This is a genomic window from Labilibacter marinus, assembly GCF_001659685.2.
Classification (GTDB): Bacteria; Bacteroidota; Bacteroidia; order Bacteroidales; family Marinilabiliaceae; genus Saccharicrinis; species Saccharicrinis marinus.
Genome location: NZ_LXYE02000055.1, coordinates 1 through 22902 on the forward strand (window position 1 = coordinate 1; position 22902 = coordinate 22902).

Sequence of the window (22902 nt, forward strand, 5' to 3'; positions counted from 1 at the left end):
AATAAAACAATTATTAATTCACCAACTTACTTAAAACAAAAGTGTCAATAAGCCATAATTATGGCATCTACCAATAGTTAAATTAGTAGAAATAAAAACGGCCACTTTGCTAACAAAGTGGCCGTAGAATATATTAAGCTTTAAAACTTAGTCTTGTAATTTTGCCGCTAAAAATTCGCGGTTTAAACGAGCGATATTTGAAATAGAAACACCTTTAGGGCATTCTACTTCACAAGCTCCAGTGTTCGTACAAGCACCAAAACCTAAATCATCCATTTTACCTACCATAGCTTTAGCTCTACGAGCTGCTTCAACTTTACCTTGCGGTAACAATGCTAAGTGACTTACTTTTGCAGAAACGAATAACATAGCCGATCCGTTTTTACAAGTAGCAACACAAGCACCACAACCAATACAAGAAGCAGCATCCATTGCTTCATCAGCATCTGGCTTTGGAATAGGTAATGCGTTAGCATCAGGTACACCTCCAGTACTCACTGAAGTATAACCTCCAGCAGCAATAATTTGATCAAATGCAGTACGGTCTACAATTAAATCTTTGATTACAGGAAATCCTGCAGAACGCCAAGGCTCAATTGTGATAGTCTCTCCATTTTTGAACTTACGCATGTGCAACTGACAAGTAGTTACATCATCATCTGGTCCGTGCGGACGACCATTGATATATAAAGAACACATACCGCAAATACCCTCACGACAATCGTGATCAAATGCAACAGGCTCTTTACCTTCACCTACTAATTGCTCATTTAAAATATCCATCATCTCAAGGAATGAGCTATCGATAGACACTGTCTCTAATTTATATGTTTCAAAACGACCCTTATCTTTAGCATCGTTCTGACGCCATACTTTTAGAGTCAAACTTATATTATTATCCATTTTTCTCTGTTTTACTATTGAACATTAATAGACTTACAAGATTATTTGTAGTTACGTTGAGCAACTTTAACAACATCAAATGTAAGTTCTTCTTTATGCATCTCAGGTGCTTTATCTTCACCTTTATACTCCCAACAAGCAGCGTAAGCAAATTTGTCATCCTGACGTAATGCTTCACCTTCTTCTGTTTGATACTCTTCACGGAAATGACCTCCACATGATTCTTCACGATTCAGTGCATCACGCGCCATTAAGTCTCCAGTAGTAATAAAGTCAGCTAAACGAGATGCTTTTTCAAGTTCAACATTCATACCTTTATCAGATCCAGGAATTTTAACGTTTGACCAAAATTCCTTCTTGATTGCAGCAATTTTTTCGATAGCTTCTTCAAGACCCTTTTTGTTACGAGCCATACCAACGAAATCCCACATTACCAATCCAAGTTCTTTATGTAAGCTATCCACAGAACGCTCACCTTTAATTGACATTAACTTGTCGAATTTAGCTTTAGCTTCTTTTTCAGCTTCAACAAATTCTTTTTCGTCACCTGTCATACGTGGTGTACGAATATCATCAGCCAAGTAATTTTGAATAGTATAAGGAAGTACAAAATACCCATCCGCAAGACCTTGCATCAAAGCAGAAGCTCCAAGACGGTTAGCACCGTGATCAGAGAAGTTAGCCTCACCAGCTGCAAATAAACCAGGAACAGTAGTTTGTAATTCGTAATCTACCCAGATACCACCCATTGTGTAGTGAATAGCAGGATAAATCATCATTGGTTCTGCATAAGGATTGTCATCAACAATTTTCTCATACATTTGGAAAAGGTTTCCGTAACGAGAACGGATGGTATCTTCACCTAAACGCTCAATAGACGTTTTAAAATCAAGATAAACCGCTAAACCTGTATTTCCAACACCAAAACCTGCATCACATCTTTCTTTAGCAGCACGAGATGCAACATCACGAGGTACTAAGTTACCGAATGCAGGATATCTTCTTTCTAAGTAATAATCTCTTTCGTCTTCCGAAAGGTCAGCACCTTTTTTCTTACCAGCTCTAATCGCTTCAGCATCTTCCTTCTTTTTAGGAACCCAAATACGACCATCATTACGTAATGACTCTGACATTAACGTTAACTTAGACTGGAACTCACCGTGAACAGGAATACATGTTGGGTGAATCTGAGCATAACAAGGGTTAGCAAAAGCAGCTCCTTTTTCGTATGCTTTAATAGCAGCAGAACCATTAGATCCCATTGCATTTGTAGATAGGAAGAATGTGTTTCCATATCCTCCAGTTGCCATTACTACAGCATGACCAAAATGACGAGAAAACTCTCCTGTTACTAAGTCACGAGCAATAACACCACGAGCTTTACCATCCACCATTACATAGTCAACAATCTCAGTACGCGTATACATATCAACAGTACCTGCATTTACCTGACGCATTAACGACTGGTAAGCACCAATTAATAACTGCTGACCTGTTTGTCCTTTAGCATAGAAAGTACGACTTACCTGCGCACCACCAAAAGAACGGTTATCTAATAAACCACCATACTCACGTGCAAAAGGTACACCTTGAGCAACACACTGGTCGATGATATCATTACTTACAGAAGCCAAACGGTAAACGTTAGCCTCACGAGCACGATAGTCACCTCCTTTTACTGTATCATAAAACAAACGGTGCACAGAATCACCATCATTAGGATAGTTTTTTGCAGCATTGATACCTCCCTGCGCAGCAATAGAGTGAGCACGACGAGGAGAATCTTGAATAGTAAAGTTTTTTACTTTGAAACCCATCTCACCGAAAGAAGCAGCAGCAGAAGCTCCAGCCAATCCAGTTCCGATTACAATAATATCAAGGTTTCTTTTATTTGCAGGGTTAACCAACTTTTGGTTAGCCTTATAATTGTTCCACTTTTCGGACAGTTGCCCTTCAGGAATCTTTGAATCTAATTTCATTTCTTAAGAATTAAATGATTAAGAAAATAACATAAAATAAGCAGCGATTACGATAAAACCAAGGTTAATTACCCAAGCGAATACCGTTCCAATAACTGTCCATCGCTTACGCCAGATGTTGTTACTAGCACCTAAAGTTTGGAAAGCCGACCAAAAACCGTGTGTTAAGTGAAGAGCTAATCCTAATGAACCAATAATGTAAAGAATTGCCTTTACAGGATTTTGTAAATTAGCTTTTACCAATGCATATGTATCATGCATAGTAACACCATCAATAGTTACCTCAGCAGCTCCGTGAGTAATTTGAAGAGGCACCCAATAATCAGCAATGTGTACGCCTAAAAACGCTAAAATAGTAAGACCTAAAATAAACATGTTTTTAGATGCCCACATCACTTCTTTGGTACCATTACCAGAAGCGTATTTGTTATTTCCGCGCGCTTTGTTGTTTTGCGCTGTTAACAAACCACCATAAATGATGTGTACTAAAAAACCTAGGCCTAAAACTGGTTGCAAACCAAATTTAATAAGCGGTAATGCCATAAAGTTTGCCGCAATATTAAATGTCTCACCAGTTTTATCCACCAATAACGTCAAGTTAATGGCAAGATGGACTATCAAAAAGATAATCAAGAAAAGCCCTGACAAACTCATCAAAAGCTTTTTTCCAATCGAGGAACAAAATAAATTACTCATAAATTTAAAATATTAAAATCTCTAAAATTATATTCGATTTTTGTATTTGAGAGCACAAAGGTAGTTTGTTAACCGTTTTTTACAATGGGAATAAAGAAATAAATCTTTATTTAAAATCTGTCTAAGGATTTACCGTAAAATAACTATTAATTAATGAATTAACATATGCTTTTTAGTTTTAAAAATCATATTTTTTTAATCGGAAACAAATTTTAACATTTAAAAACACTAGGCATACAGACGGTTTAAAGCGTCATACAAGACTCGTTTCTCTGACAAAAAATCGCATTACAAGACGAATACAAAAATCAATTTCTAGCCTATTTTAATCAATAACTAATAGTTGTACTTGGTACGCTTTATATTTAAAACAAAAATATAGGATAACCATCACTATTTATATTGCTCTTTTAAATTAAGGTAAAGTTTTATATTTTTGCGCTTATATCCCCAAAGGCAGCTTTGCGTTGGGCAACTATACTTAGAAAAATTCACAAGTTTAATAAGCTAGGTTATGAACGAAGAAATTGAAATATTGCTGGATATGGCCAAGGAGAAGATGGACAGCTCCATCACACACCTTGAGCACGAATTAGTAAAAATTAGAGCTGGAAAAGCAAGCCCAGGCATGCTTGAAGGTGTTATGGTTGACTATTATGGCTCAATGACTGCATTGCAACAGGTTGCCAATGTAAACACTCCAGATCCACGTACTATTGCTATCCAACCATGGGAAAAAGCCATGATTGAGCCTATTGAAAAAGCAATTATGTTGGCTAATTTAGGATTGAATCCTGAAAACAACGGTGATTTGATTCGAATCAGTGTTCCTGCTTTAACAGAAGAGCGTCGTAAGGACCTAGTTAAGCAAGTGAAAAAAGAAGCGGAAGATGCTAAAATTAGTATTAGAAACGTAAGAAGAGATTGTAACGAAGAACTTAAGAAAATGCTTAAAGACGGTCTTGCTGAAGACTTGGAAAAAGATGCAGAAGCTTCAGTTCAGAAATTAACAGACCAATATTCTAAGAGTATTGATGAGCTTGTTACTAAGAAAGAAAAAGACATCTTAACTATCTAATCAGCTAGATAGATTATTGATAAAATACGAAGGGCTAACTAGATTCTAGTTAGCCCTTATTTATTACTTCAACTGGTGTACCAGGAACAAACTTATTAATGGTACACAATAAATCTTCATATCCAATTGGCTTGGCGATATAATCATCGCATCCTGCCACTATTGATTTCTCTCTTTCTTCAGACATGGCATAGGCTGTTTGCGCAATAACAGGCACACTACTATTTATCTTTTTAATTTCTTTGGTAGCAGCATAACCATCCATTTCAGGCATCTTAATATCCATTAACACCAAGTCAATATTATTAATCCTATTAAAAATATCTACTGCCTCAGCTCCTGTTCGTGCCCAAATTAAGCTTGCATTAGATATAGACAAGGCTACTTCTAAATACCTGAAGTTATCCTCTTCGTCTTCGGCAATTAAAAAGGTTTTACCTTCCCAGTTATATATATTACTTTCTTGCCTCTTTTTATTCGGATTATCTACATTATTTACTTTATGGTATGGCACAGTAAAAAAGAAAGTAGTACCTACACTAGGCTCTGATTCAATCCAGATTTTACCACCCATCAAATCCAATAAATCTTTCACCAAGGAAAGTCCAATTCCTGTACCTCCGTATAAAGTTTGTCTACCTTCCGAGAATTTATAAAATCGTTCAAAAATACGATCTTCCTTTCCCACTGGTAATCCAATACCTGTATCTTTTACATAAAACTGTAACACATCCTCATCCGTCAACTCATATCCAAATTCAACAAAACCTCTATCTGTGAATTTTATTCCGTTACCAACCAAATTAGCCAACACTTGCTTTAAACGATCTCCATCGGATAATATCATCGTATTAGCATCTGCTACCCCTTCCTTTAGATATAACTTGATATTTAGTTGCCCGCGTCGTTTAATATCATTTGAAAAATTATCATAAACATCTTGCAAAATATCGTGTAAGCAAACTGGCGAATTTCTAATTTGCAGCTGCCCTGTATCAATTTTTGAAATGTCAATTAAATCCTCAACAATAGTCAATAGGTTTTTTACATTTAGATTAATCAGGGTAACAAACTCATCTTTTTCTGGCCCACTAATTTCTTTGTGCGAAAGCAGATTACTGAACCCCAATATTGCATTCATTGGAGTTCTGATTTCATGCGACATGTTAGATAAAAACGAATTCTTGAGCACATCCGCTTCTTCAGCCTTAACAATGGCACGCATTAACTTTTCTCTTTCCTGACCTAAGATGTTTTGATACCTCAACTCTTTCTCAAAACTAAAGCTCATTCCATTAATAAAAGATACTAATGGAAAAAGGGTAACCACATTTACAAAAATAAATAAAACACAAAGGTTGATAAAAACAGATAAACTAAATGCCGATAGGAAATCAACGGTGTAAACTTGCGCATAATGTAATAAGCCAACGATAACAAACATGACTGCATTAAGTACTACCGAATACACGCCCGCCTTTTTCCCCAACAACATTCCTGCTAAAATAGAATAGGATATTAATATTACTAAGCCCAGCGCAGCTGGCGCATCCTTTATAAATAAGAAACCTCCAAGCACATAAACGGACATCAATATCCAAACAACCCGAAGTTTAAAAGGTAATGATTTAACTATTCCAGCAAACAGAACACTAAAAAAAACTACAGTACTAAACATGGCTGAACCATAATTCTCATCCTGAAGGAATGAAACAGCATAATAAACATATGCTACAAGGCCCATGACCAATAAGGCAAGTGTAAAATAATGGAAAACTCTTTCGCGCCAATAATAAAAGCCACCACCAGATGGAACCGTAGTTGGTCCCAGCTTCCTCTTCACCCAAACATTAAGCTTTCTTGCGGCTTTACTTTTTTCCTTTGTCATACATTAGAGAAACAGGAGGTTTACTATTTCATTTAACAATAGTCAAAACTCCCCTAAATAGGGCTATAAAGATAAAAATTTCAATTTTATATCAAATCTTATTCCGTAAAATTATTGAGGTGCATTTGAATAAAAAAGAGTCCTTATTTTATCCTCTTCTACTCAACGGACAATTAGAACAAATATCAATACCTTCCTGCACGGTCAATACCCTCTTTCTAAAACTATTATACTGCAAAGAATTCCATATGCTAGAAAATGACTTTTTATGCAGATTACCCATATTATATTGAGCGTTTTTATCAAAACAACAGGGAACCAAGTCTCCTTTCCATGTAATTACAGCGGAATCCCAATGTTTTTTACACTTATTTTTCACTTGCCCCTGCAAACTAACCGCTCCATCCTTTTGTAACCTATAACGTGATAAAGCTTCTTTTTGGGGTAATAAATCCTTCTTCTTCTCCACATCATACACCTGCGCCATTTTCACCTCTACCATATCCGCACCTAGCTCAATAGCCTTTTCTTTAAAACGGAGTATTTGATGCTCATTAAATGAAAATGCAAGAAACTGCGCTCTGATAATGGGCGTTCTGGATTTAGCCTTTTTCTTGGCCTCTGATAAATTACGAATGCCCTCTAGCACCAGCTGCACTTGTCCACCAACTCTATATTTTTGATATATGTCTTGTGTTATTCCATCCAAGGAAACGACCAATACATCCAAACCACTCGTCACCGTCTTTTCTGCTTGTTGAGGATTAAGAAACTGTGCATTGGTAGAAGTTTCAACAACTAAACCTTGTTGCTTAGCAGATTTTACCAAGTTGAAAAATTGCGGATGCATATATGGCTCTCCCTGAAAGTAGAGGTTTATATGCCATAACGATTTGTGTGTTTTTGCCAACAATTCGCCAAAAGCTTCTTCGTTAATCATTCCTTTGGGGCGAGTTAAAATACCCATACCAGTGGGGCATTCGGGGCATTTCAAATTACAAACATTAATCGGCTCTATACTTAAAGCCAATGGATACCCCATCACCCTCGGAGTTCTAGTCATGACACTAACCCAAAAGGAAATGCCCAGCTTAATTACATTAACCAGTTTTGCCCAAGTTGCTGTACGAACATAAGTCCATGCAATAAGCAAATTTGCCCGATAGTCTCTAATTCGCATCTAACAAATCGAACACTTGATTTAAATTTGGAGATAGAATAATCTCCGTCCTTCTGTTTTTCTTTCTGGCCTCACTCGTCTTAGTCGAATCAACAGGCACAAACTCCCCTCTTCCTGCTGCTGTAATTCTCGATGCGCTTATATTGCCATTCTTTAATAAAATACGCGTAACAGACGTGGCACGTTTCACACTCAAATCCCAATTATCCAGCAAAACTGCACTTTTATAAGGAACATCATCGGTATGCCCTTCCACAAGTACATTAATATCTTTTTTTTGCTCTAGTACGCCAGCGATTTTTGCTAATGCACCAACACCAATGGCACTCACCTCGTAACTACCTGATTTAAACAAAAGCTTTTCCTCCATGGAAACATATACTTTCCCATTTTTTATGTGCACCTCAAGCTCATCGCTACCAAAATCAGTTAATGCATTAGCTACCGTATTCTTTAAAGCATTCATTAACGAATCTTTTTCCGATAAGGCTCTCTCTAATTCGTATAATCGTTTATTACGATTTTCTAATTCTCCTTCCATGGAGGCTAAATTCGCGGATGCCGAAGCCAACTTCTCTCTTTTTACCGCTAACTCTCTTTCTGATCTAAACAACGCGTCCTCACGTTTTTGCAGTTGCTCGTGTAAAGATTGTAAATGCTCCAATAGTTCTTTTGATTCACCTGAAATGTTACCCGAAGAATTTTTAACGAACTCTCCATACTGAGCAGCCAATTCCTTATTTCTGTTTTTCAAAGCCCAATTCTGCTTTGCCAAACGTAAGGTATCTTGCTCCAACCCTATCACAAGCTCCTTCAATCGCTCCAACTCACCCTTTAATTCCTTATTATCTACCTCCATCGAGCGATAATCCGATTGTAAGCGATTCAGTTCTTCCTTATTATCTATCTCTCGTTGTTGCACATCTTGAAACTGCTTTAAAGGCACACAAGAAAAAATTCCTAATACAACTAATGCTACAACTATAATATTCGACTTCTTCATTTCACTCTATTTTTATCCATCTCAAATATGCTGAATATTTTATTACTTCAAAACAATCTTGCACTAAAGGTTTAATAAAAATTGGCGATTCGCTTAAAGAAAATCAAAGCACCATCCGTTTCACTCAAATAGCTACAATCATTTGACTGAACTGTATTGAATTCACCTTTATTCATTCCTCGCAAAGGCTCCATAAGAAATCAATTTTAAGCGTTAAAACAAACATGATTTTTTTGATTCATCGACTGAGACCAACCTCATACAAACCTAGTAAAGCATCTAAGCAAAATGTTCTAATCGCTATTTTCATCAAAACTACAATTCAAGTTTTTTTACTCACATTCAACCCTGCATTATTATTTAAACTGAATTCGTTTTAAATTAAAGAGGGCAGGTTATTTAATTGCATGTAATATATTATATTTGTGCCCAACAAATTTTCACCCCAATAACAGAGAATGGAAGAAATAGGGCATCAATTACTTCAACAGATTAATAACCCTGATGATTTAAAGAAGTTTAGCGAAAAAGAACTCATTCAGATTTCTACTGAATTGAGGGACTATATCATTGATGCTGTTTCATGTAATCCAGGTCATTTTGGGGCGAGCTTAGGGGTGGTTGAACTTACCGTTGCCTTACACTACGTTTTTAATACACCTACCGATAAAATCATATGGGATGTTGGACATCAGGCCTATGGACACAAGATTTTAACCGAAAGAAAAGAAAACTTCCATACCAATAGAAAATACAAGGGTTTGAGTGGGTTCCCCAACATCTTCGAAAGTAAATATGATGCTTTTGGAGTAGGACACTCTTCAACCTCTATTTCGGCAGCTTTAGGAATGGCTATTGCCGCACAAAAAAAGGAAGAAAAAGACAAACAAGTGATTGCCGTTATTGGGGATGGTAGTATGACTGCGGGTTTGGCTTTTGAAGGATTAAACAATTTAAGTATTGCTAACTCTAATGTGTTGATCATTTTAAATGATAACAATATGGCCATTGACCCTAGCGTTGGTGGATTAAGTGATTACTTGGTTGACATTTCTACTTCGCATACTTACAATAAAATACGAAGTGAGATTATTAAGGGCCTAGAGAAGTTGAAAATAACAGGCCCTAATTCTGAGGATAAAATTGTTGCTTTAAATAATAGCATCAAATCCCTACTCACCAAACAATCCAATATTTTTGAAGGATTAAACATTAGATATTTCGGTCCTGTAGATGGGCACGATATTAATCATCTGGTAAAAGTACTAAAGGATTTAAAAGATATTCCTGGCCCTAAAGTTTTGCATTGCATCACTAAAAAAGGAAAAGGATTTAAATTGGCCGAAGAAAACCAAACAGCCTGGCATGCAACTGGAGCTAAGTTTGATAAATATACAGGTCAGAAATTAGATACAACACCACAAAAGCCTCGTCCGCCAAAATATCAGGAGGTATTTGGGCATACCATTGTGGAGCTGGCCGAGAAAAACGAGAAGATAGTGGGTATTACACCTGCCATGCCTTCGGGGTGTTCTTTAAATATTATGATGGAGAAAATGCCCGACCGCGCTTACGATGTAGGTATTGCCGAACAACATGCGGTTACTTTTTCTGCTGGTTTGGCCATCGAAGGAATGGTGCCGTTTTGTAACATCTACTCTTCGTTTATGCAACGCGCATACGACCAGGTGATACACGATGTGGCTATTCAAAATTTAAATGTAGTTTTTTGTTTAGATAGAGGCGGATTGGTAGGCGCCGATGGAGCTACACATCATGGAGTTTATGATTTAGCCTTCTTCCGACCTATTCCTAACCTGATTCTATCTTCGCCACGTAACGAAGAAGAGTTAAGAAACCTAATGTATACGGCGCAGTTGCCTGACCAAGGACCTTTTGTTATTCGTTACCCTAGAGGAATTGGAACCAGTGTGGAATGGCAAACCCCTATGAAAGAAATTGAAATAGGGAAAGGCGAAAAACTAAAAGATGGTGACGACTTGGCCTTTATTAGCCTGGGTCCTGTTACCAATAAAGTACATCAAGCCTGTGTAAAACTCGACAATGAAAGCATTTCTTCGGCCTGTTACGACCTGAGGTTTTTAAAACCGCTGGACGAAAACCTGTTACACGAAGTGTTTAAAAAGCATAAAAAGATAATTACCGTAGAAGATGGAACGATTATTGGTGGTGTTGGTAGCGCTGTAATCGAATTTATGGTGGATCATGGTTATTCTGCTCAAATTAAAAGAATGGGTGTACCCGATAGATTTGTTGACCATGGAACACAAACCGAATTACATAGCGAATGTGGCTTCGATAAACGAGGAATGATGGAAACCGCAAAAAGTATGTTCCAATAAGGTTGTTAAAAATGTATCCGTCGTATAAAAAATACTTTTCTCTCAGCATATCACTTTTTATACTCTCTTTTACTTTTGCTCAAAAAGTTAAAGTGTTTGATGCAGAAACGCGCTTGCCTGTTTCTAATGTTATTGTGTTTGATGAAGCAGAAAGTCAGATTGCAGGCACTGACCACGATGGTTTAGTAGATTTATCTGTGTTTAATGAGGAACAGGCTCTATGGTTTAAACATCCTGCTTACGAACTGTTCTATTTATCTCGCAACAATCCTTTACCCAAGGCCATTTACATTTATCCAAAGGTGTATACTTTAGATGAATTTGTGGTTTCGGCCTCTCGTGTTGAAGAGAGTAAAAAGAACATTCCATACTTTTTAGAAACCATTAAACCGCGCTCCATTGAATTTAAAAATGCAGCTACAGGTGCAGATATACTAACCGGAACAGGTTATGTGGCCGTTCAAAAAAGCCAAGGTGGTGGCGGTAGTCCTATACTAAGAGGGTTTGAGGCCAACCGGGTGCTATTGGTGATGGACGGGGTTCGCATGAATAATGCCATCTACCGCAGTGGCCATCTACAAAATAGTATCACTATCGACCCTAACATTCTGGAGAAAACCGAGGTACTATTCGGCCCTTCATCTGCCATCTACGGAAGTGATGCTTTAGGAGGTGTAGTCAGTTATTTTAGTAAGGACCCTATATTATCCAACGATACTATGGTGGTGATTTCAGGCGAGGCATCGCTGCAAACTATGAGCGCATCTAACGCTACCCGAACCAATGTTAATGTAAATGCAGGCTTTAAACATTGGGCTTCGTTAACCAGCTTTACCTATAGTGACTTTGGCGATATTAAAATGGGAGAAAACCGACCTGATAACGCACCTCAGGATTGGGGAAAAATTTATCATTATGTAGGCAGAAAAAATGGACAAGATGTAATGCTGGATAATCCGGATCCCAATGTGCAGTTGAACACCGGATACAAACAGTACGATGTATTACAAAAAATAAAGGCTACACTTAGCCCCAATCATGCATTTGTTTTAAATGCCCAATACTCTACCTCATCTAATATCAGCCGATTCGACCAGCTAAACGATTATTCTGATGACCAATTAAAATATGCCAATTACTATTATGGCCCGCAAGACAGACTCTTTGTATCTGCCAATAGTCGATATAAAAAGGAAACAAAATGGTTTTCTTCGCTAAACACCATTGTGGCCTATCAAAATATAAAAGAATCGCGCTTTAGCAGGAAGTTTGGTGACGACCTACAAAAATCGCAAGAAGAGTTCTTAGATATATTTAGCTTTAACTTTGATTTTGCCAAGCAATTTAACGCCAACTCTAAACTACAGTATGGTGCAGAGATATTATATAACGATATGGCTTCAAAAGCCAAGTATACCGATATAAATACTGGCGCCATTACCACGGCTACAACCAGATATCCCAATGGAGGAAGTTTTTTTCAATCTTACTCCTTATACCTGAATTATCACCAGAAACTGCACGAGCAACTGAGCTTAAATGCAGGGGTTCGTTTTGGATATTTTAGGTACGACTCTAAGTTTATAGCCGATGATCTTTTTGAACCTATCGTGGAGGATTTAGTCATGAAAAACAAAGCTCCTTCAGCAAGCTTTGGTATGGTTTATCTACCCCAAGATACTTGGAAAATTTCGGGTGTTTTGGCTTCGGGGTATAGAGTGCCTAACGTAGATGACTATGGTAAGATTAGAGCCAAAGGCGATGAAATAAGTGTACCTAATCCTTTTTTGAAACCAGAATATGCGCTAAGCACTGAGTTATCCATCACTAAAAGCTTTTACGATGAAGGTTTGCTTATTAGTGCAACAGCATACAACACTTGGCTTTTTGATGCCATCTTAAGAGAATATGTTAGTTACAACGGACAAGATTCTATTGAATACGACAACGATATGTATCGTATGTATCACAACAGTAATCAGCACAAAGCCATCATTCGAGGTGTTTCTGCAGGAGCCCATGCTCACCCTTTTGAATATCTTACCTTAAACGCCACCATTAACTATACCCACGGTAAGGTAAGCACTACAGCCGAACCCATGGGGCACATTGTTCCTTTGTTTGGTAAAGCCAGCGCACAATACCGACGTAAAGATTTAAAGCTTGAGTTTTATATGAACTATCAGGCACAAAAAAGATTGGAAGATATGTCGCCATACGGAGAGGATAACCAAGACGAAGGCACTGAGGACGGATTTCCTGCTTGGCAAACCTATAATATTGCTGCGCAATACCAACTTTTTAATAGCCTTACGCTACAAGCCTCGGTAGAAAACATCCTGGATAGACACTACAAAACCTTTGCTTCAGGCATTAGCGCTCCTGGCAGAAACTTTATATTCTCCATTACGGGGAGGTTTTAAGCTGTGCTTGAAATACAAAAACTCTAGATTCAGATAGCACTTATTCAACACCTCCAATTTTCATGTTGCAAGTATGCATTTCTTTAGTGAGAGCCGATATTTAGATGCAGACAGCAAACATTTCAGTGCTACGAGCGGCTTATTCATATGTGTTTTTTCTTTATAAAATACAATCGGCCAGCAGCATTGTCTAGTAGGTAAAATATAAGTTTGCATAATGTGCTTATGCAATAGCACTCCACAAAATTCGTTTTAATAGTTGAAAGACTAAACAACTATGAATCTTAAAACTCTCAACTTTAAACAACTGGCATTAGTGTTCATTTTTACCTTGGGTACTCCCTCTTATAGTCAGTATAAAAAGTATTTGGCCCATACGGCAAGAGTTAAAACAATTGAAACAGGAATTTATGGATTAGATGATAAGGTAGGAATTTACTTGGCTTACGCCCAACTCAATAAAAGAAAAGCATTACTCTACTTTTTAATGAGTTATGGAGACAGAACCAACAACCCCAATATGAAAGATGAAGTAATGTTGCAGTTTAATTATGGTAAAAATATTTATAATCTGAATAAGCACTTGTTTATAAATGGCTATCTGGGAGGATTTATTTCTGCTCAACGAACTATTGGCACATCCATTGGCCCGACAATAAACATGGAAATTGAATACTTTTTTACCAAAAAATGGGCCCTTAAAACTTCTGGAGCATTGTTATACTATAGTCCATTGCCACACAATAAAAACCTGCAATGGAGAGCGTACGGGGGTATTAAATACATTCTGGCTAAACAACTAAAAAATAAAAATAAGAAACGACACCAGTTTGATAGTTGGTGTAAATAACTACTCGCCCCTCCTATCACACGATTTTCACCTAAAATTCGCATGTCTTTTTTTCCTAGCTGACTCGAATCTGCTATTCATGAAATAGTAAAGCTGTTAGAAATTGTATTCCAGAATTTAATCTATTTGTAATAATTGCACATATTGCAAATACCGCTAGCAAATTGTTGTTTTAATAGTTAGTGTTTATACACTTGTTAATCATGTTCATCCTGTTCATCCTGTTGTTAAATTTGAGACAAGATTGACAAGACAAACAGGATTAAATCGAATTACAGCTTCACCACTTTATGCGTATAACACTCATTATTTATTTCGATAAGAATAATATACATTCCTTTGCTTAGTGCCGATAAATTAATTCGCGAATTGGTTTGTACATCTGTTAGTTTAAGAATGGTTTGGCCCGACTGATCAACAACCCTAAGTATATTGGCGGTATCAATAGTTTGACTGGTAATGTACATGTAGTCTTTTATAGGATTTGGAAATACAGCAAACGGACTCTGGCGCATTTCTTTTACAGACGAACTAGCTCCATATTCGTAAGCCCCAATACTAGGCAACTGATGACGAATATGTCCTAGTATATCGGCATTGATACCTAAATAATAAATGGCTGCCTTAATAGCCGGCGAACCTTCCTGAAGTGCTAGGTTATCAGGATTACTTACAAACAACGGGTTGGAAGGTTCTGGCGATTGCAGATCCCAACCAGTATCATCTTGGTATTGTTGCCAATCATCCATCTGGTAACTTTTTCCTGTACCATTTATGCTAACCATGCGTTGGTTATCGTTTTCATGATAAAACAAGTTATTATTTAATGTAGTCCCCAAGTGCGAGTTGTTGGAAAAAGTAATGCCCGACAATACATATTCGTCATCCACATTTCCGTAAAATATATTGTTACTCACCACTAAGTTCTCGGGCGATTTAGACACAGCAAGCATGGCTCTATAACCCGATCCTTCTGCCGTTACATTCATGCCATAAAAAGTATTGTTTATGATGGATGAATTTTTTAAACCTACTGCACCAATGTGCTTTTGTTTGATGTATTTAAATACGTTGTTGTAAATTTTAAATCCCGTAAAGGTACTTGCCCCCGAGTTTAACCAAAACCCCATACTGGTAAAACCATTGGGATGATTACGGGTATCATCATCCGGATTATCCCACACTTGATTATTCCGAATCACAAAATTCTGAAACACATCGCCCGTATATCCACCCAGTATATCAATACCCGTAGTATGATAACCATGATAAAGTTGGTTGTTTTCAATGGTTACATTTTCAAAGGTAATGGGTGCAGTTCGGGTATCTGCATATATGTTGTACGAAATATTGCGTCTTCCACAATCGTGTATCTCATTGTTTTGAATGAGCAAATCGGAATGCCACACTTGCAAACCCATGGCCGATGCAGCTCCTTTTGTTCCCATATACCCAATGTGGCAATTCTTTATTTGCAGACCTCGCTTGGCATAAGCCATAGGCCAGCCCGTATCAAAACCATATTTAAGGGCAAACATTAGTTCCAGGTTTTCAATGATGATATATTCCTGCGCTTGGTGCGAATTCATTTTAATAGCACTGGCTCTTTGCGGCACCTCAATATAACTATACCTATCGGCAGGATTACTGCTACAATACACATAAATATGATCATCTCCCCAACACCAATCATATTCCTCATTCATCAACGAAAAAGCATTGTCGCGGTCGCGTTCGCAAATATCGGTTGGCGCTCCTTCATTATTTAAATGAATATGCTCCATATTGCCCCATGTAATACTGCCATCTTTTTCGCCAAAAAATATACTTGAAGGATGATTAGTGACCGAATGACTGGTACGGGTACGAGGTGCGCTTATTGTTGTAGACGACAACCATATATGGGTTTTACCAGGAACCTTTGTCCACGCTTCTGCACGCTTTGAGCCTAGTATCCTTGGTCTTTCTCCTGTTCCGTAAGCCGAATAAGTAATGTAGTTTTGTTCGGTTCCACTTTGACGAATGATGAGCTCTTCGCGCCATACACCTCCTCGTTCAAACAGAACCATATCGCCCGCTTGTAAAGTGGTAGAATTGACTTTTGCGATGCTTTGCCATGCACTTTGTTCGCTGGTTCCTGCGTTGGAGTCTTTACCCGAATTACTAATATAATAGGTAGTAGCAGAAATACTTATTGCACTCAATAATAAGCCACAAAGGGCAAAAATAAACTGTTTCATTAGAATTACATTGATCGTGTTTTATCATGCTTCCTTCGAAGCTGTAACCCTAGGCATATTTAACTAACAGATATGAAGATAAATTATTGTTCGATTATGAAAATTAGTTTTATGCCAGCATTTGATACTAAGTAATGTGCCACAAAACCCATTTACTAACACGCTTATAACTCAGCCCGAACCTTTTGATCGATAAGCTTCACATTCAGGAGAAGTTAGAACTGAACTTTTTTCTCTATTCTCATGCAAGAGTTGAATAAATAATGAATGGAGAGTTGGGAATATCTTTTAAAAAGAGAAATCCATAACTATGATTCACTAAAAAATTGTAATTTGACTTTTTATTACGTCAATAAAACTATTCCAAATACAAAATATACTTCTCAATAAGCACATTATTTTCTATTATACATTTATATTCTTTCTTATTACACGGTTAATATATTTTATATTCAGATTGACATATCTTTATTACTCATTAATAATCTTTATAGATAGGTTATAATTATTTAGAAAAAGTCCATTTACATCTACAAATACATTCATAAACTTTTAAAAGTGTTTCTAGTTATTAATAAATAGTATTTATTCCATTACAAAAGGTATACAATACACCCAAACTAGTTAATACTATATTCGAAAGATACTCTAGAATTACTAAACAAGCTAACAAAGTATTACGAGCATATTTTACTTGCTACAGTGCCTTGAATATATTATATTAGTGTGAATCATAATCTCACCTAGTATGCTGAAATATAATTTTAAAAGAGTGTTTCGTGCCCGAGGAATAGACAGGCCATTTACCTTCCTTAAAAAGGCTGGTTTTTCAGATAACTTTGCCTCCAAAATTAACAACAACCGTGTTTATCGTTTAGATTTAAAAGACCTGGAACGCTTATGCTTTTTACTACGATGCACACCCCACGATTTATTAGAATGGCATCCAGAACCATCCATGGAAACAGTAGATACACACCCTTTGGAGAAGCTTCGTAAAAGCACAAAAGATACTGACTTGATAAAAACCATAAGCGCTATACCACTAGAACAAGTACAACGTATCGAGAACCTTATTAAGGAAGAAATAAAAAGTTTGGAAGGCTAATAGAAGCTACATCTAGTGATAATGCAACTTTGTTGTTTAAAAGCAACGCGATAAAATCGCGCAGCAGCGGAGTACGTATGAAGTTTGACTGATGGTTACTTTATATGGCCAAGGGACTTTTAAATAGAAACGAAGCGAGACGCTTCGCTTAACGCGAATAAAAAAAGTACGTGTTACAAACTCGCGCTAGTTATAGCATTAAAAATCTTGTAAATCTTGTTCATCCTGTCTTTAAATTTGAGACATGATTTACAGGATGAACAGGATTAAAACGAATTACTCCTTCATAATATCTAACAGGTTTCTAAAACCTGTTAGATGTAAATGTAGCCTAGCTAGCGCAGATCCGCGAAATAGATCGGCTGAAAAAATGATACAAAAGAGTGGTCATTAAAAAAGCTGTAACTCTTTTACTTGTGGATTAGGATTTTCCTGAGAGAAAAGCATCCCAAGTATATAACTTAGGCCTATTAAACGAATCAAGTATTATAGCCTAAAGAATAATAAAATGATTAAAAGTCCAATATACACACTCTTGTTCCGAGTTTCATTCTCCTTTAAACTCTATTTCTAACATACCTTAACAGAACTATTGAAACCCTCGTTGTTTTTAACATATCGTTGGAGCAAATACAACTTTTTGTTAAAACGCAGCGCATTTGTTAAACACTGTTCTCAATGTTAAGCCAATGTTAAGTCACTGTTTTATGAATGTTACATACCCCACTTTTTCACCCTAAGCCTTAAATAAGATTAAAACCACGGCTCAGAACCCCCATATTTTGCAATCACCTCAAACTAACTACATACTTTTACACTGTCAACAAGAAACAAGGTTGGCTAATTATTTAATCACAAAAACAAAAATTAAAAGTTATGACAAACAAAAACAAAGTAAAAGGATGGGTATTGGGAGTAATACTAGCCTTTGTAACAACAGGAGCTTATGCAGGTGAAGGTGGAAAAGCTGCAGGAAACGTATCTATTCACCCTTATTTAAACACCGACTATTCAGTTATCTCTGTTTCAAACCTAGCCGATAAGGCAGCGAGCTTTAGCATTAAAGATGCAGAAGGTGTGAGAGTATATAAAGAGTGGGTAAGTAAAGAAGGTTTTGCACAAAAAATTCTTGACTTTTCTAATTTAGAAGATGGTGAGTACAAAGCTATATTAAGCGTAAAAGGTGCTGACGAGATTGTAGAGACTTTTAAAATAGCTGATCACAAATTAGTTTATGACAAAGTAGAGCAAGTAATGAGCAAAGAGGAATTAAAAGCTTTCTTCAATGTAGTTGAGAACACTTTATTTGTAAGCCACATTTCTTTTGGCAGCAGCTCTTTTGGTATTTCTATTTCGGATGAGATTGGTGATGAAATTTTTGAGAAAGGTTTTGAAGGCAATTCTACCTATTCTGGAAAATTTGATATTTCAACATTACCAAACGGAGAGTACAAAGTTAGTATTAACTCATCAAATAAGGAATATACATATGCTTTCAGAAAATAACGATAACGACAAAGCCGATCAGGGCGACCAGGTACTATTAAAAAGTACTTCATTTTATAAATGTGTATCTTCTATATTTTAGAGATACACATTTTTTTTGTGCTTAATTTACCAGCGTTACTTCAGGAATTTCATCAATAAAACCTAATAAGCAACAGTTCCACTTACGCCTCAACCAAGTACTGATCCATTAGCATAAGCAGCTCCTCTTTATCGGCTGGCTTAGCAATACAGGCATCAAAACCTCCTTCAATCAGCCTTTCTCGCTCCCCATTTACCGCCCTTGCTGTATGTGCAATAACCGGCAAGCTTTTATTCACTTTTTTAATCCTACGAATCAACTCGTATCCATCCGAATCAGGAAAACTCATATCCATCAACACCAAATCAATATCCGTTCTGTTCATCAATAGCTTACTTGCTCCTGCTGCAGTTCGTGCAGAAACCAATGTAATACCCGTTTTTTCGATGTATTTTCGCATTTGCAGATGAGCACTACTATTCTCATCTACTAATAACATCATTTTATTCACCCAGGAATATTTTCTTGGCACCAATGGATTATCCATTTTTACATGCGACTGCATCCTTGATTCAGTGATTTCGGCGCTTGCATTATCTAACGGATGTGTAAAATAAAACTCCGAACCTTTCGCTTTTTCTGAGTCTAGGCCAATTTCTCCACCCAAGGCATGCACTAGCTTTTCAGAGATAGCCAGGCCTATGCCAGTACCTCCATATATTTTATCCGATTCCTCTTGTCCTTTACTAAACGGTTGAAAGATGACATTTTGCTTGCCCTCTTTAATACCAATACCTGTATCCTTTACAAAGAATTTTAATCCATTACCCTCTACACTAAAACCAAACTCAACAAAACCCTTGATGGTAAACTTGATGGCATTACCTATTAAATTCACCAATACCTGACGTAATCGGATAGGGTCCGTTTTTACCATCAAACCATCGAAATTATCTGGCTTGGTATAATACAGTTTCACTCTTCCTTTGTGTTCAATTTCTACTTTTGGTAAGAAGTTTTCATACAAACTCTGCATCAACTCATCCAAATCCACCTTCTCCTTCACCACAGAAATTTTACCACTCTCAATTTTAGCCACATCAATAATATTATTGATCAGGCTCATTAAGCTATCCGAGTTTTTATGGATCACATCCACATATTCATCCAGCTCACTCTGCGGCGTTTCTGCTCCTCTCAGTAATCCCGAGAATCCAACAATCGCATTCAATGGCGTGCGTAACTCATGACTGATATTAGCCAAGAATTCCGACTTTAATTTATCTGATTGCTCCGCCTTTTCTTTGGCCAGTAACAATTGTTTTTCTGTTGTTTTGCGAATGGTCAAATTACGACCTAGCGCCACTAAAGTAACTACTTTTCCATCTTCGTTTTTCTCTGGCGAAAGTGTCCAATCAAAATACAACTCCTTCACCTCATCGCTAAACCCTTGCTCTACCGACATGGTTTCTCCTGTCATGAATGCATCATTAACTTTGGTTTGCCATGTTGGTTCCACAACCTCATCCAATACTTCAAGCTGAAGTAGGTTTTTACCAATTATTTCATCTGGATTTAAAAACTTGAATCTTTTCGTGAATGCTCTATTGAAGAAAAGAATTTCACCAGCAGGATTCAAACGAAGAATGATATCGGGTGAGTTTTGGGTGAGCGTTCTGAATTCGCGTTCACTATCCGCCAAAGCTCTCTCATTTCGCTTACGCTTAGAGATATCATGAATCGTAAAATAACAAAGCGATTGATTATCCATATAAATTCGCGTTCCCGCCAATTCTATTTCCACCTTTTCACCATCCTTTTTACAAAGAATTAAATCGCCCAGGTACTCCTCTCCCTTTTCTACCTGCTCTATGGCATTAGCAAACTCATACAAATATCCTTTATCAATCAGCTCCATGGCTTTTGTTTCGGATAACTCTTCGTATGTTCTTCCTAAAATAGTACAAGCCGACTTATTCACATATTTAATGCCATGCTCCTCATCAATAATCATAGCACCATCAATGGCCGATTCTACAATTTTTTGATAGCGTTCACGACTTTCTCGTATATTTTCCTGGGCCAGATATGTTTCAGTATTGTCTTGGGCAAAAATCAAGTAACTATCCTCATCTGCTTCTAACCCACGCGAACCATACAAGCTAAATTGCTTTAATTCACCATCCTTGCTTCCGAGCTCAATATCTTCTTTAGCTGCACCATGATCATTTATAGCTTGATAAAAAGCAGCCATTCTATTTTTAAAATCGTCGCTCGGCTGATCATAAAACTCCGAAGGTTCTTTTCCTATTAATTCGTCCCTCGTATAACCAACTGCGTTTATAATATGCTCATTTACATATTTAATTCTTCCCTTAGAAATGATAATTGTACCCAATGGAGATTCATCCAACACCTTATCGAAGAATATCTCCTTGGTGATTAAATCTCTATTTTGCTCCAGCAGCTCCGAATAACGAGCATTGTGCTCCAACTCTCGCTCCGTTCCTCCTAATATTTCCGAAATAGCTAAGGCTATCGACTCCCAAAACTGAATTAGCTCATTGGGATTATAATTTTTAAAACCTGTAAATTCTCCAATCAACCAGCCACCAAACTCTTTTGAGATCATGACACGGTTCACCAGTATAAACGAGGTTCCTAATTGAATATCTACACTACTCTTTCTTAGGTATTCCTCCCCTATATATTTCCCATTGATTTCCTCGGGGTTTAACTTCAGTTTTTCAACATCCTTATTGGAGAGTAATTCCTCTTCGTGTTCATCATCTTGTGTCCACGAAAGCTCATGCCCGTTGGAGAAGCTAGATTTATCAATCACATAAACACTTCTTAATCCCAACTCAGAACCCACTAAACGAAGTAATTCATTAATGGACTTCTTTGTGCGCTTACTTCCTTTAATTTTACGAAGAATCTGATTTCGCAAAGAACTTAAATACCAAACTCTGGCCGCATTACTCTTGTGCCACAAACCATCTAAACGTGCCGACATTAAACCAACTACACGCTCTATCTCCTTCACCTCAAAATTGTACCACTCTCGTTTAAACGCACACGACTCAACCACCAATATGGCTTTTTTGTAATGCGAAAAAACTATAGGAATAACTAATAAGGACTGCGTATTAAAAATCTCGAATTTATCCGCCAAAGAAGCCGCTAATTCACTTTTTAAATCAGAGCTCGCAAAGCATCTTTCGAAATTCGCTGTCTCCAGTGGATTTTCAATATCCGTTATGGTTAAATCTGCCGGATGATATTCTTGTACGTGATTATCTACCCATTGCTTTTGGGCAACAAAAGAAGTTTGCTTTTCGTGGTAAGAGAAAACTGAAACACGGTCTACTTTATATTCCTCGCCTATGAGTTTTAAACAAGAGAACAAAGCCATATCAAAATCACTGGCATCCTGTAGTACTCTAGTTATCTGCTCCATTAAAGCTGAAGCGGCATCCACCTCTCCCTCCTTTTTTGAGCTCACAAATCTATTAAGCATACTTTTCAGATGCTTGTTCTCCGCCTCTAACGACTGAAGCCCGGAAGTGTATTCCAAACTATCGTTTCCCATTCTATAAATCCAAACTGTTTATAATGATAACTATATCAACCACCGACAGCACTTAAAATCAGCACCAATCG

14 protein-coding genes are annotated in these 22902 nt (G+C 37.2%); 6 read left to right on the forward strand and 8 right to left on the reverse strand.

All coding sequences use genetic code 11. The features are described from left to right. Window positions 1–147 precede the first annotated feature (147 nt). The 3 genes from A8L32_RS21150 to A8L32_RS21160 are packed head-to-tail and all read right to left on the reverse strand — an operon-like array spanning window position 148 to window position 3578. Entirely contained in the window at window positions 148–903 is a 756-nt protein-coding gene (locus A8L32_RS21150) for a succinate dehydrogenase/fumarate reductase iron-sulfur subunit (RefSeq protein WP_075591457.1), read from the reverse strand. Between the two features lie 41 nt (window positions 904–944). Continuing rightward, window positions 945–2882 carry a fumarate reductase/succinate dehydrogenase flavoprotein subunit gene (locus A8L32_RS21155; RefSeq protein WP_075591458.1) on the reverse strand — a complete coding sequence of 646 codons (1938 nt, stop codon included), beginning with the start codon at window positions 2880–2882 and terminating at the stop codon, window positions 945–947. Window positions 2883–2900: 18 nt separating this feature from the next. Continuing rightward, window positions 2901–3578, reverse strand: a complete 678-nt coding sequence (locus tag A8L32_RS21160) for a succinate dehydrogenase cytochrome b subunit (protein WP_075591459.1) — start codon at window positions 3576–3578, stop codon at window positions 2901–2903. A 514-nt stretch (window positions 3579–4092) separates the two neighbouring features. Here A8L32_RS21160 and frr point away from each other — a divergent pair. Then, a complete protein-coding gene (gene frr, locus A8L32_RS21165; RefSeq protein WP_075591460.1) occupies window positions 4093–4656 on the forward strand; it encodes a ribosome recycling factor in 564 nt (187 codons plus the stop codon). 49 nt (window positions 4657–4705) lie between these two features. On the opposite strand, the gene A8L32_RS21170 is transcribed toward frr, so the two are convergent. The 3 genes from A8L32_RS21170 to A8L32_RS21180 form a co-directional block, all read right to left on the reverse strand. Further along, window positions 4706–6544 (reverse strand): ATP-binding protein, encoded by a 1839-nt coding sequence (locus tag A8L32_RS21170; protein WP_075591461.1) that lies wholly within the window; start codon window positions 6542–6544, stop codon window positions 4706–4708. Window positions 6545–6692: 148 nt separating this feature from the next. Continuing rightward, on the reverse strand, window positions 6693–7724 hold the full coding sequence (locus A8L32_RS21175) for a radical SAM/SPASM domain-containing protein (RefSeq protein WP_083631446.1): 1032 nt from the start codon (window positions 7722–7724) through the stop codon (window positions 6693–6695). Beyond that, window positions 7714–8727, reverse strand: coding sequence for an OmpA family protein (locus A8L32_RS21180; protein WP_075591462.1), 1014 nt, complete (start codon window positions 8725–8727; stop codon window positions 7714–7716). Before A8L32_RS21180 ends, A8L32_RS21175 begins: the two co-directional genes overlap by 11 nt. Window positions 8728–9185: 458 nt before the next feature. On the opposite strand from A8L32_RS21180, the gene dxs reads away from it, so the two are divergent. From dxs to A8L32_RS21195, 3 genes are all read left to right on the forward strand, one after another. Beyond that, window positions 9186–11090 (forward strand): 1-deoxy-D-xylulose-5-phosphate synthase, encoded by a 1905-nt coding sequence (gene dxs / locus A8L32_RS21185; RefSeq protein ID WP_075591463.1) that lies wholly within the window; start codon window positions 9186–9188, stop codon window positions 11088–11090. A gap of 92 nt (window positions 11091–11182) precedes the next feature. Beyond that, window positions 11183–13513: a TonB-dependent receptor plug domain-containing protein gene (locus tag A8L32_RS21190; RefSeq protein WP_158027273.1), complete on the forward strand. Its 2331-nt coding sequence runs from the start codon at window positions 11183–11185 to the stop codon at window positions 13511–13513. A 277-nt stretch (window positions 13514–13790) separates the two neighbouring features. Next, window positions 13791–14363 carry a hypothetical protein gene (locus A8L32_RS21195; RefSeq protein ID WP_075591465.1) on the forward strand — a complete coding sequence of 191 codons (573 nt, stop codon included), beginning with the start codon at window positions 13791–13793 and terminating at the stop codon, window positions 14361–14363. Between the two features lie 272 nt (window positions 14364–14635). On the opposite strand, the gene A8L32_RS21200 is transcribed toward A8L32_RS21195, so the two are convergent. Next, a complete protein-coding gene (locus A8L32_RS21200) occupies window positions 14636–16603 on the reverse strand; it encodes a T9SS type A sorting domain-containing protein (RefSeq protein ID WP_075591466.1) in 1968 nt (655 codons plus the stop codon). A gap of 748 nt (window positions 16604–17351) precedes the next feature. Between A8L32_RS21200 and A8L32_RS21205 the strand changes: the two genes are divergently transcribed. Together A8L32_RS21205 and A8L32_RS21210 are read left to right on the forward strand one after the other, a co-directional pair. Beyond that, window positions 17352–17711, forward strand: coding sequence for a helix-turn-helix domain-containing protein (locus tag A8L32_RS21205; protein ID WP_075591467.1), 360 nt, complete (start codon window positions 17352–17354; stop codon window positions 17709–17711). Between the two features lie 876 nt (window positions 17712–18587). Next, on the forward strand, window positions 18588–19217 hold the full coding sequence (locus A8L32_RS21210; RefSeq protein WP_075591468.1) for a hypothetical protein: 630 nt from the start codon (window positions 18588–18590) through the stop codon (window positions 19215–19217). Between the two features lie 164 nt (window positions 19218–19381). Here the strand turns inward: A8L32_RS21210 and A8L32_RS21215 are convergent, their stop codons facing one another. Beyond that, window positions 19382–22831 (reverse strand): PAS domain S-box protein, encoded by a 3450-nt coding sequence (locus A8L32_RS21215; protein WP_075591469.1) that lies wholly within the window; start codon window positions 22829–22831, stop codon window positions 19382–19384. Between the last annotated feature and the right edge of the window lie 71 nt (window positions 22832–22902).

What these genes read in the sequence shown, in the direction of transcription:
- A8L32_RS21150 (WP_075591457.1), bottom strand. Translation starts at nt 903, where the DNA reads ATGGATAATAATATAAGTTTGACTCTAAAAGTATGGCGTCAGAACGAT.
- A8L32_RS21210 (WP_075591468.1), top strand. Translation starts at nt 18,588, where the DNA reads ATGACAAACAAAAACAAAGTAAAAGGATGGGTATTGGGAGTAATACTA.
- A8L32_RS21155 (WP_075591458.1), bottom strand. Translation starts at nt 2,882, where the DNA reads ATGAAATTAGATTCAAAGATTCCTGAAGGGCAACTGTCCGAAAAGTGG.
- A8L32_RS21215 (WP_075591469.1), bottom strand. Translation starts at nt 22,831, where the DNA reads ATGGGAAACGATAGTTTGGAATACACTTCCGGGCTTCAGTCGTTAGAG.
- A8L32_RS21160 (WP_075591459.1), bottom strand. Translation starts at nt 3,578, where the DNA reads ATGAGTAATTTATTTTGTTCCTCGATTGGAAAAAAGCTTTTGATGAGT.
- A8L32_RS21195 (WP_075591465.1), top strand. Translation starts at nt 13,791, where the DNA reads ATGAATCTTAAAACTCTCAACTTTAAACAACTGGCATTAGTGTTCATT.
- A8L32_RS21205 (WP_075591467.1), top strand. Translation starts at nt 17,352, where the DNA reads ATGCTGAAATATAATTTTAAAAGAGTGTTTCGTGCCCGAGGAATAGAC.
- A8L32_RS21170 (WP_075591461.1), bottom strand. Translation starts at nt 6,544, where the DNA reads ATGACAAAGGAAAAAAGTAAAGCCGCAAGAAAGCTTAATGTTTGGGTG.
- dxs (WP_075591463.1), top strand. Translation starts at nt 9,186, where the DNA reads ATGGAAGAAATAGGGCATCAATTACTTCAACAGATTAATAACCCTGAT.
- A8L32_RS21180 (WP_075591462.1), bottom strand. Translation starts at nt 8,727, where the DNA reads ATGAAGAAGTCGAATATTATAGTTGTAGCATTAGTTGTATTAGGAATT.
- A8L32_RS21200 (WP_075591466.1), bottom strand. Translation starts at nt 16,603, where the DNA reads ATGAAACAGTTTATTTTTGCCCTTTGTGGCTTATTATTGAGTGCAATA.
- A8L32_RS21175 (WP_083631446.1), bottom strand. Translation starts at nt 7,724, where the DNA reads ATGCGAATTAGAGACTATCGGGCAAATTTGCTTATTGCATGGACTTAT.
- frr (WP_075591460.1), top strand. Translation starts at nt 4,093, where the DNA reads ATGAACGAAGAAATTGAAATATTGCTGGATATGGCCAAGGAGAAGATG.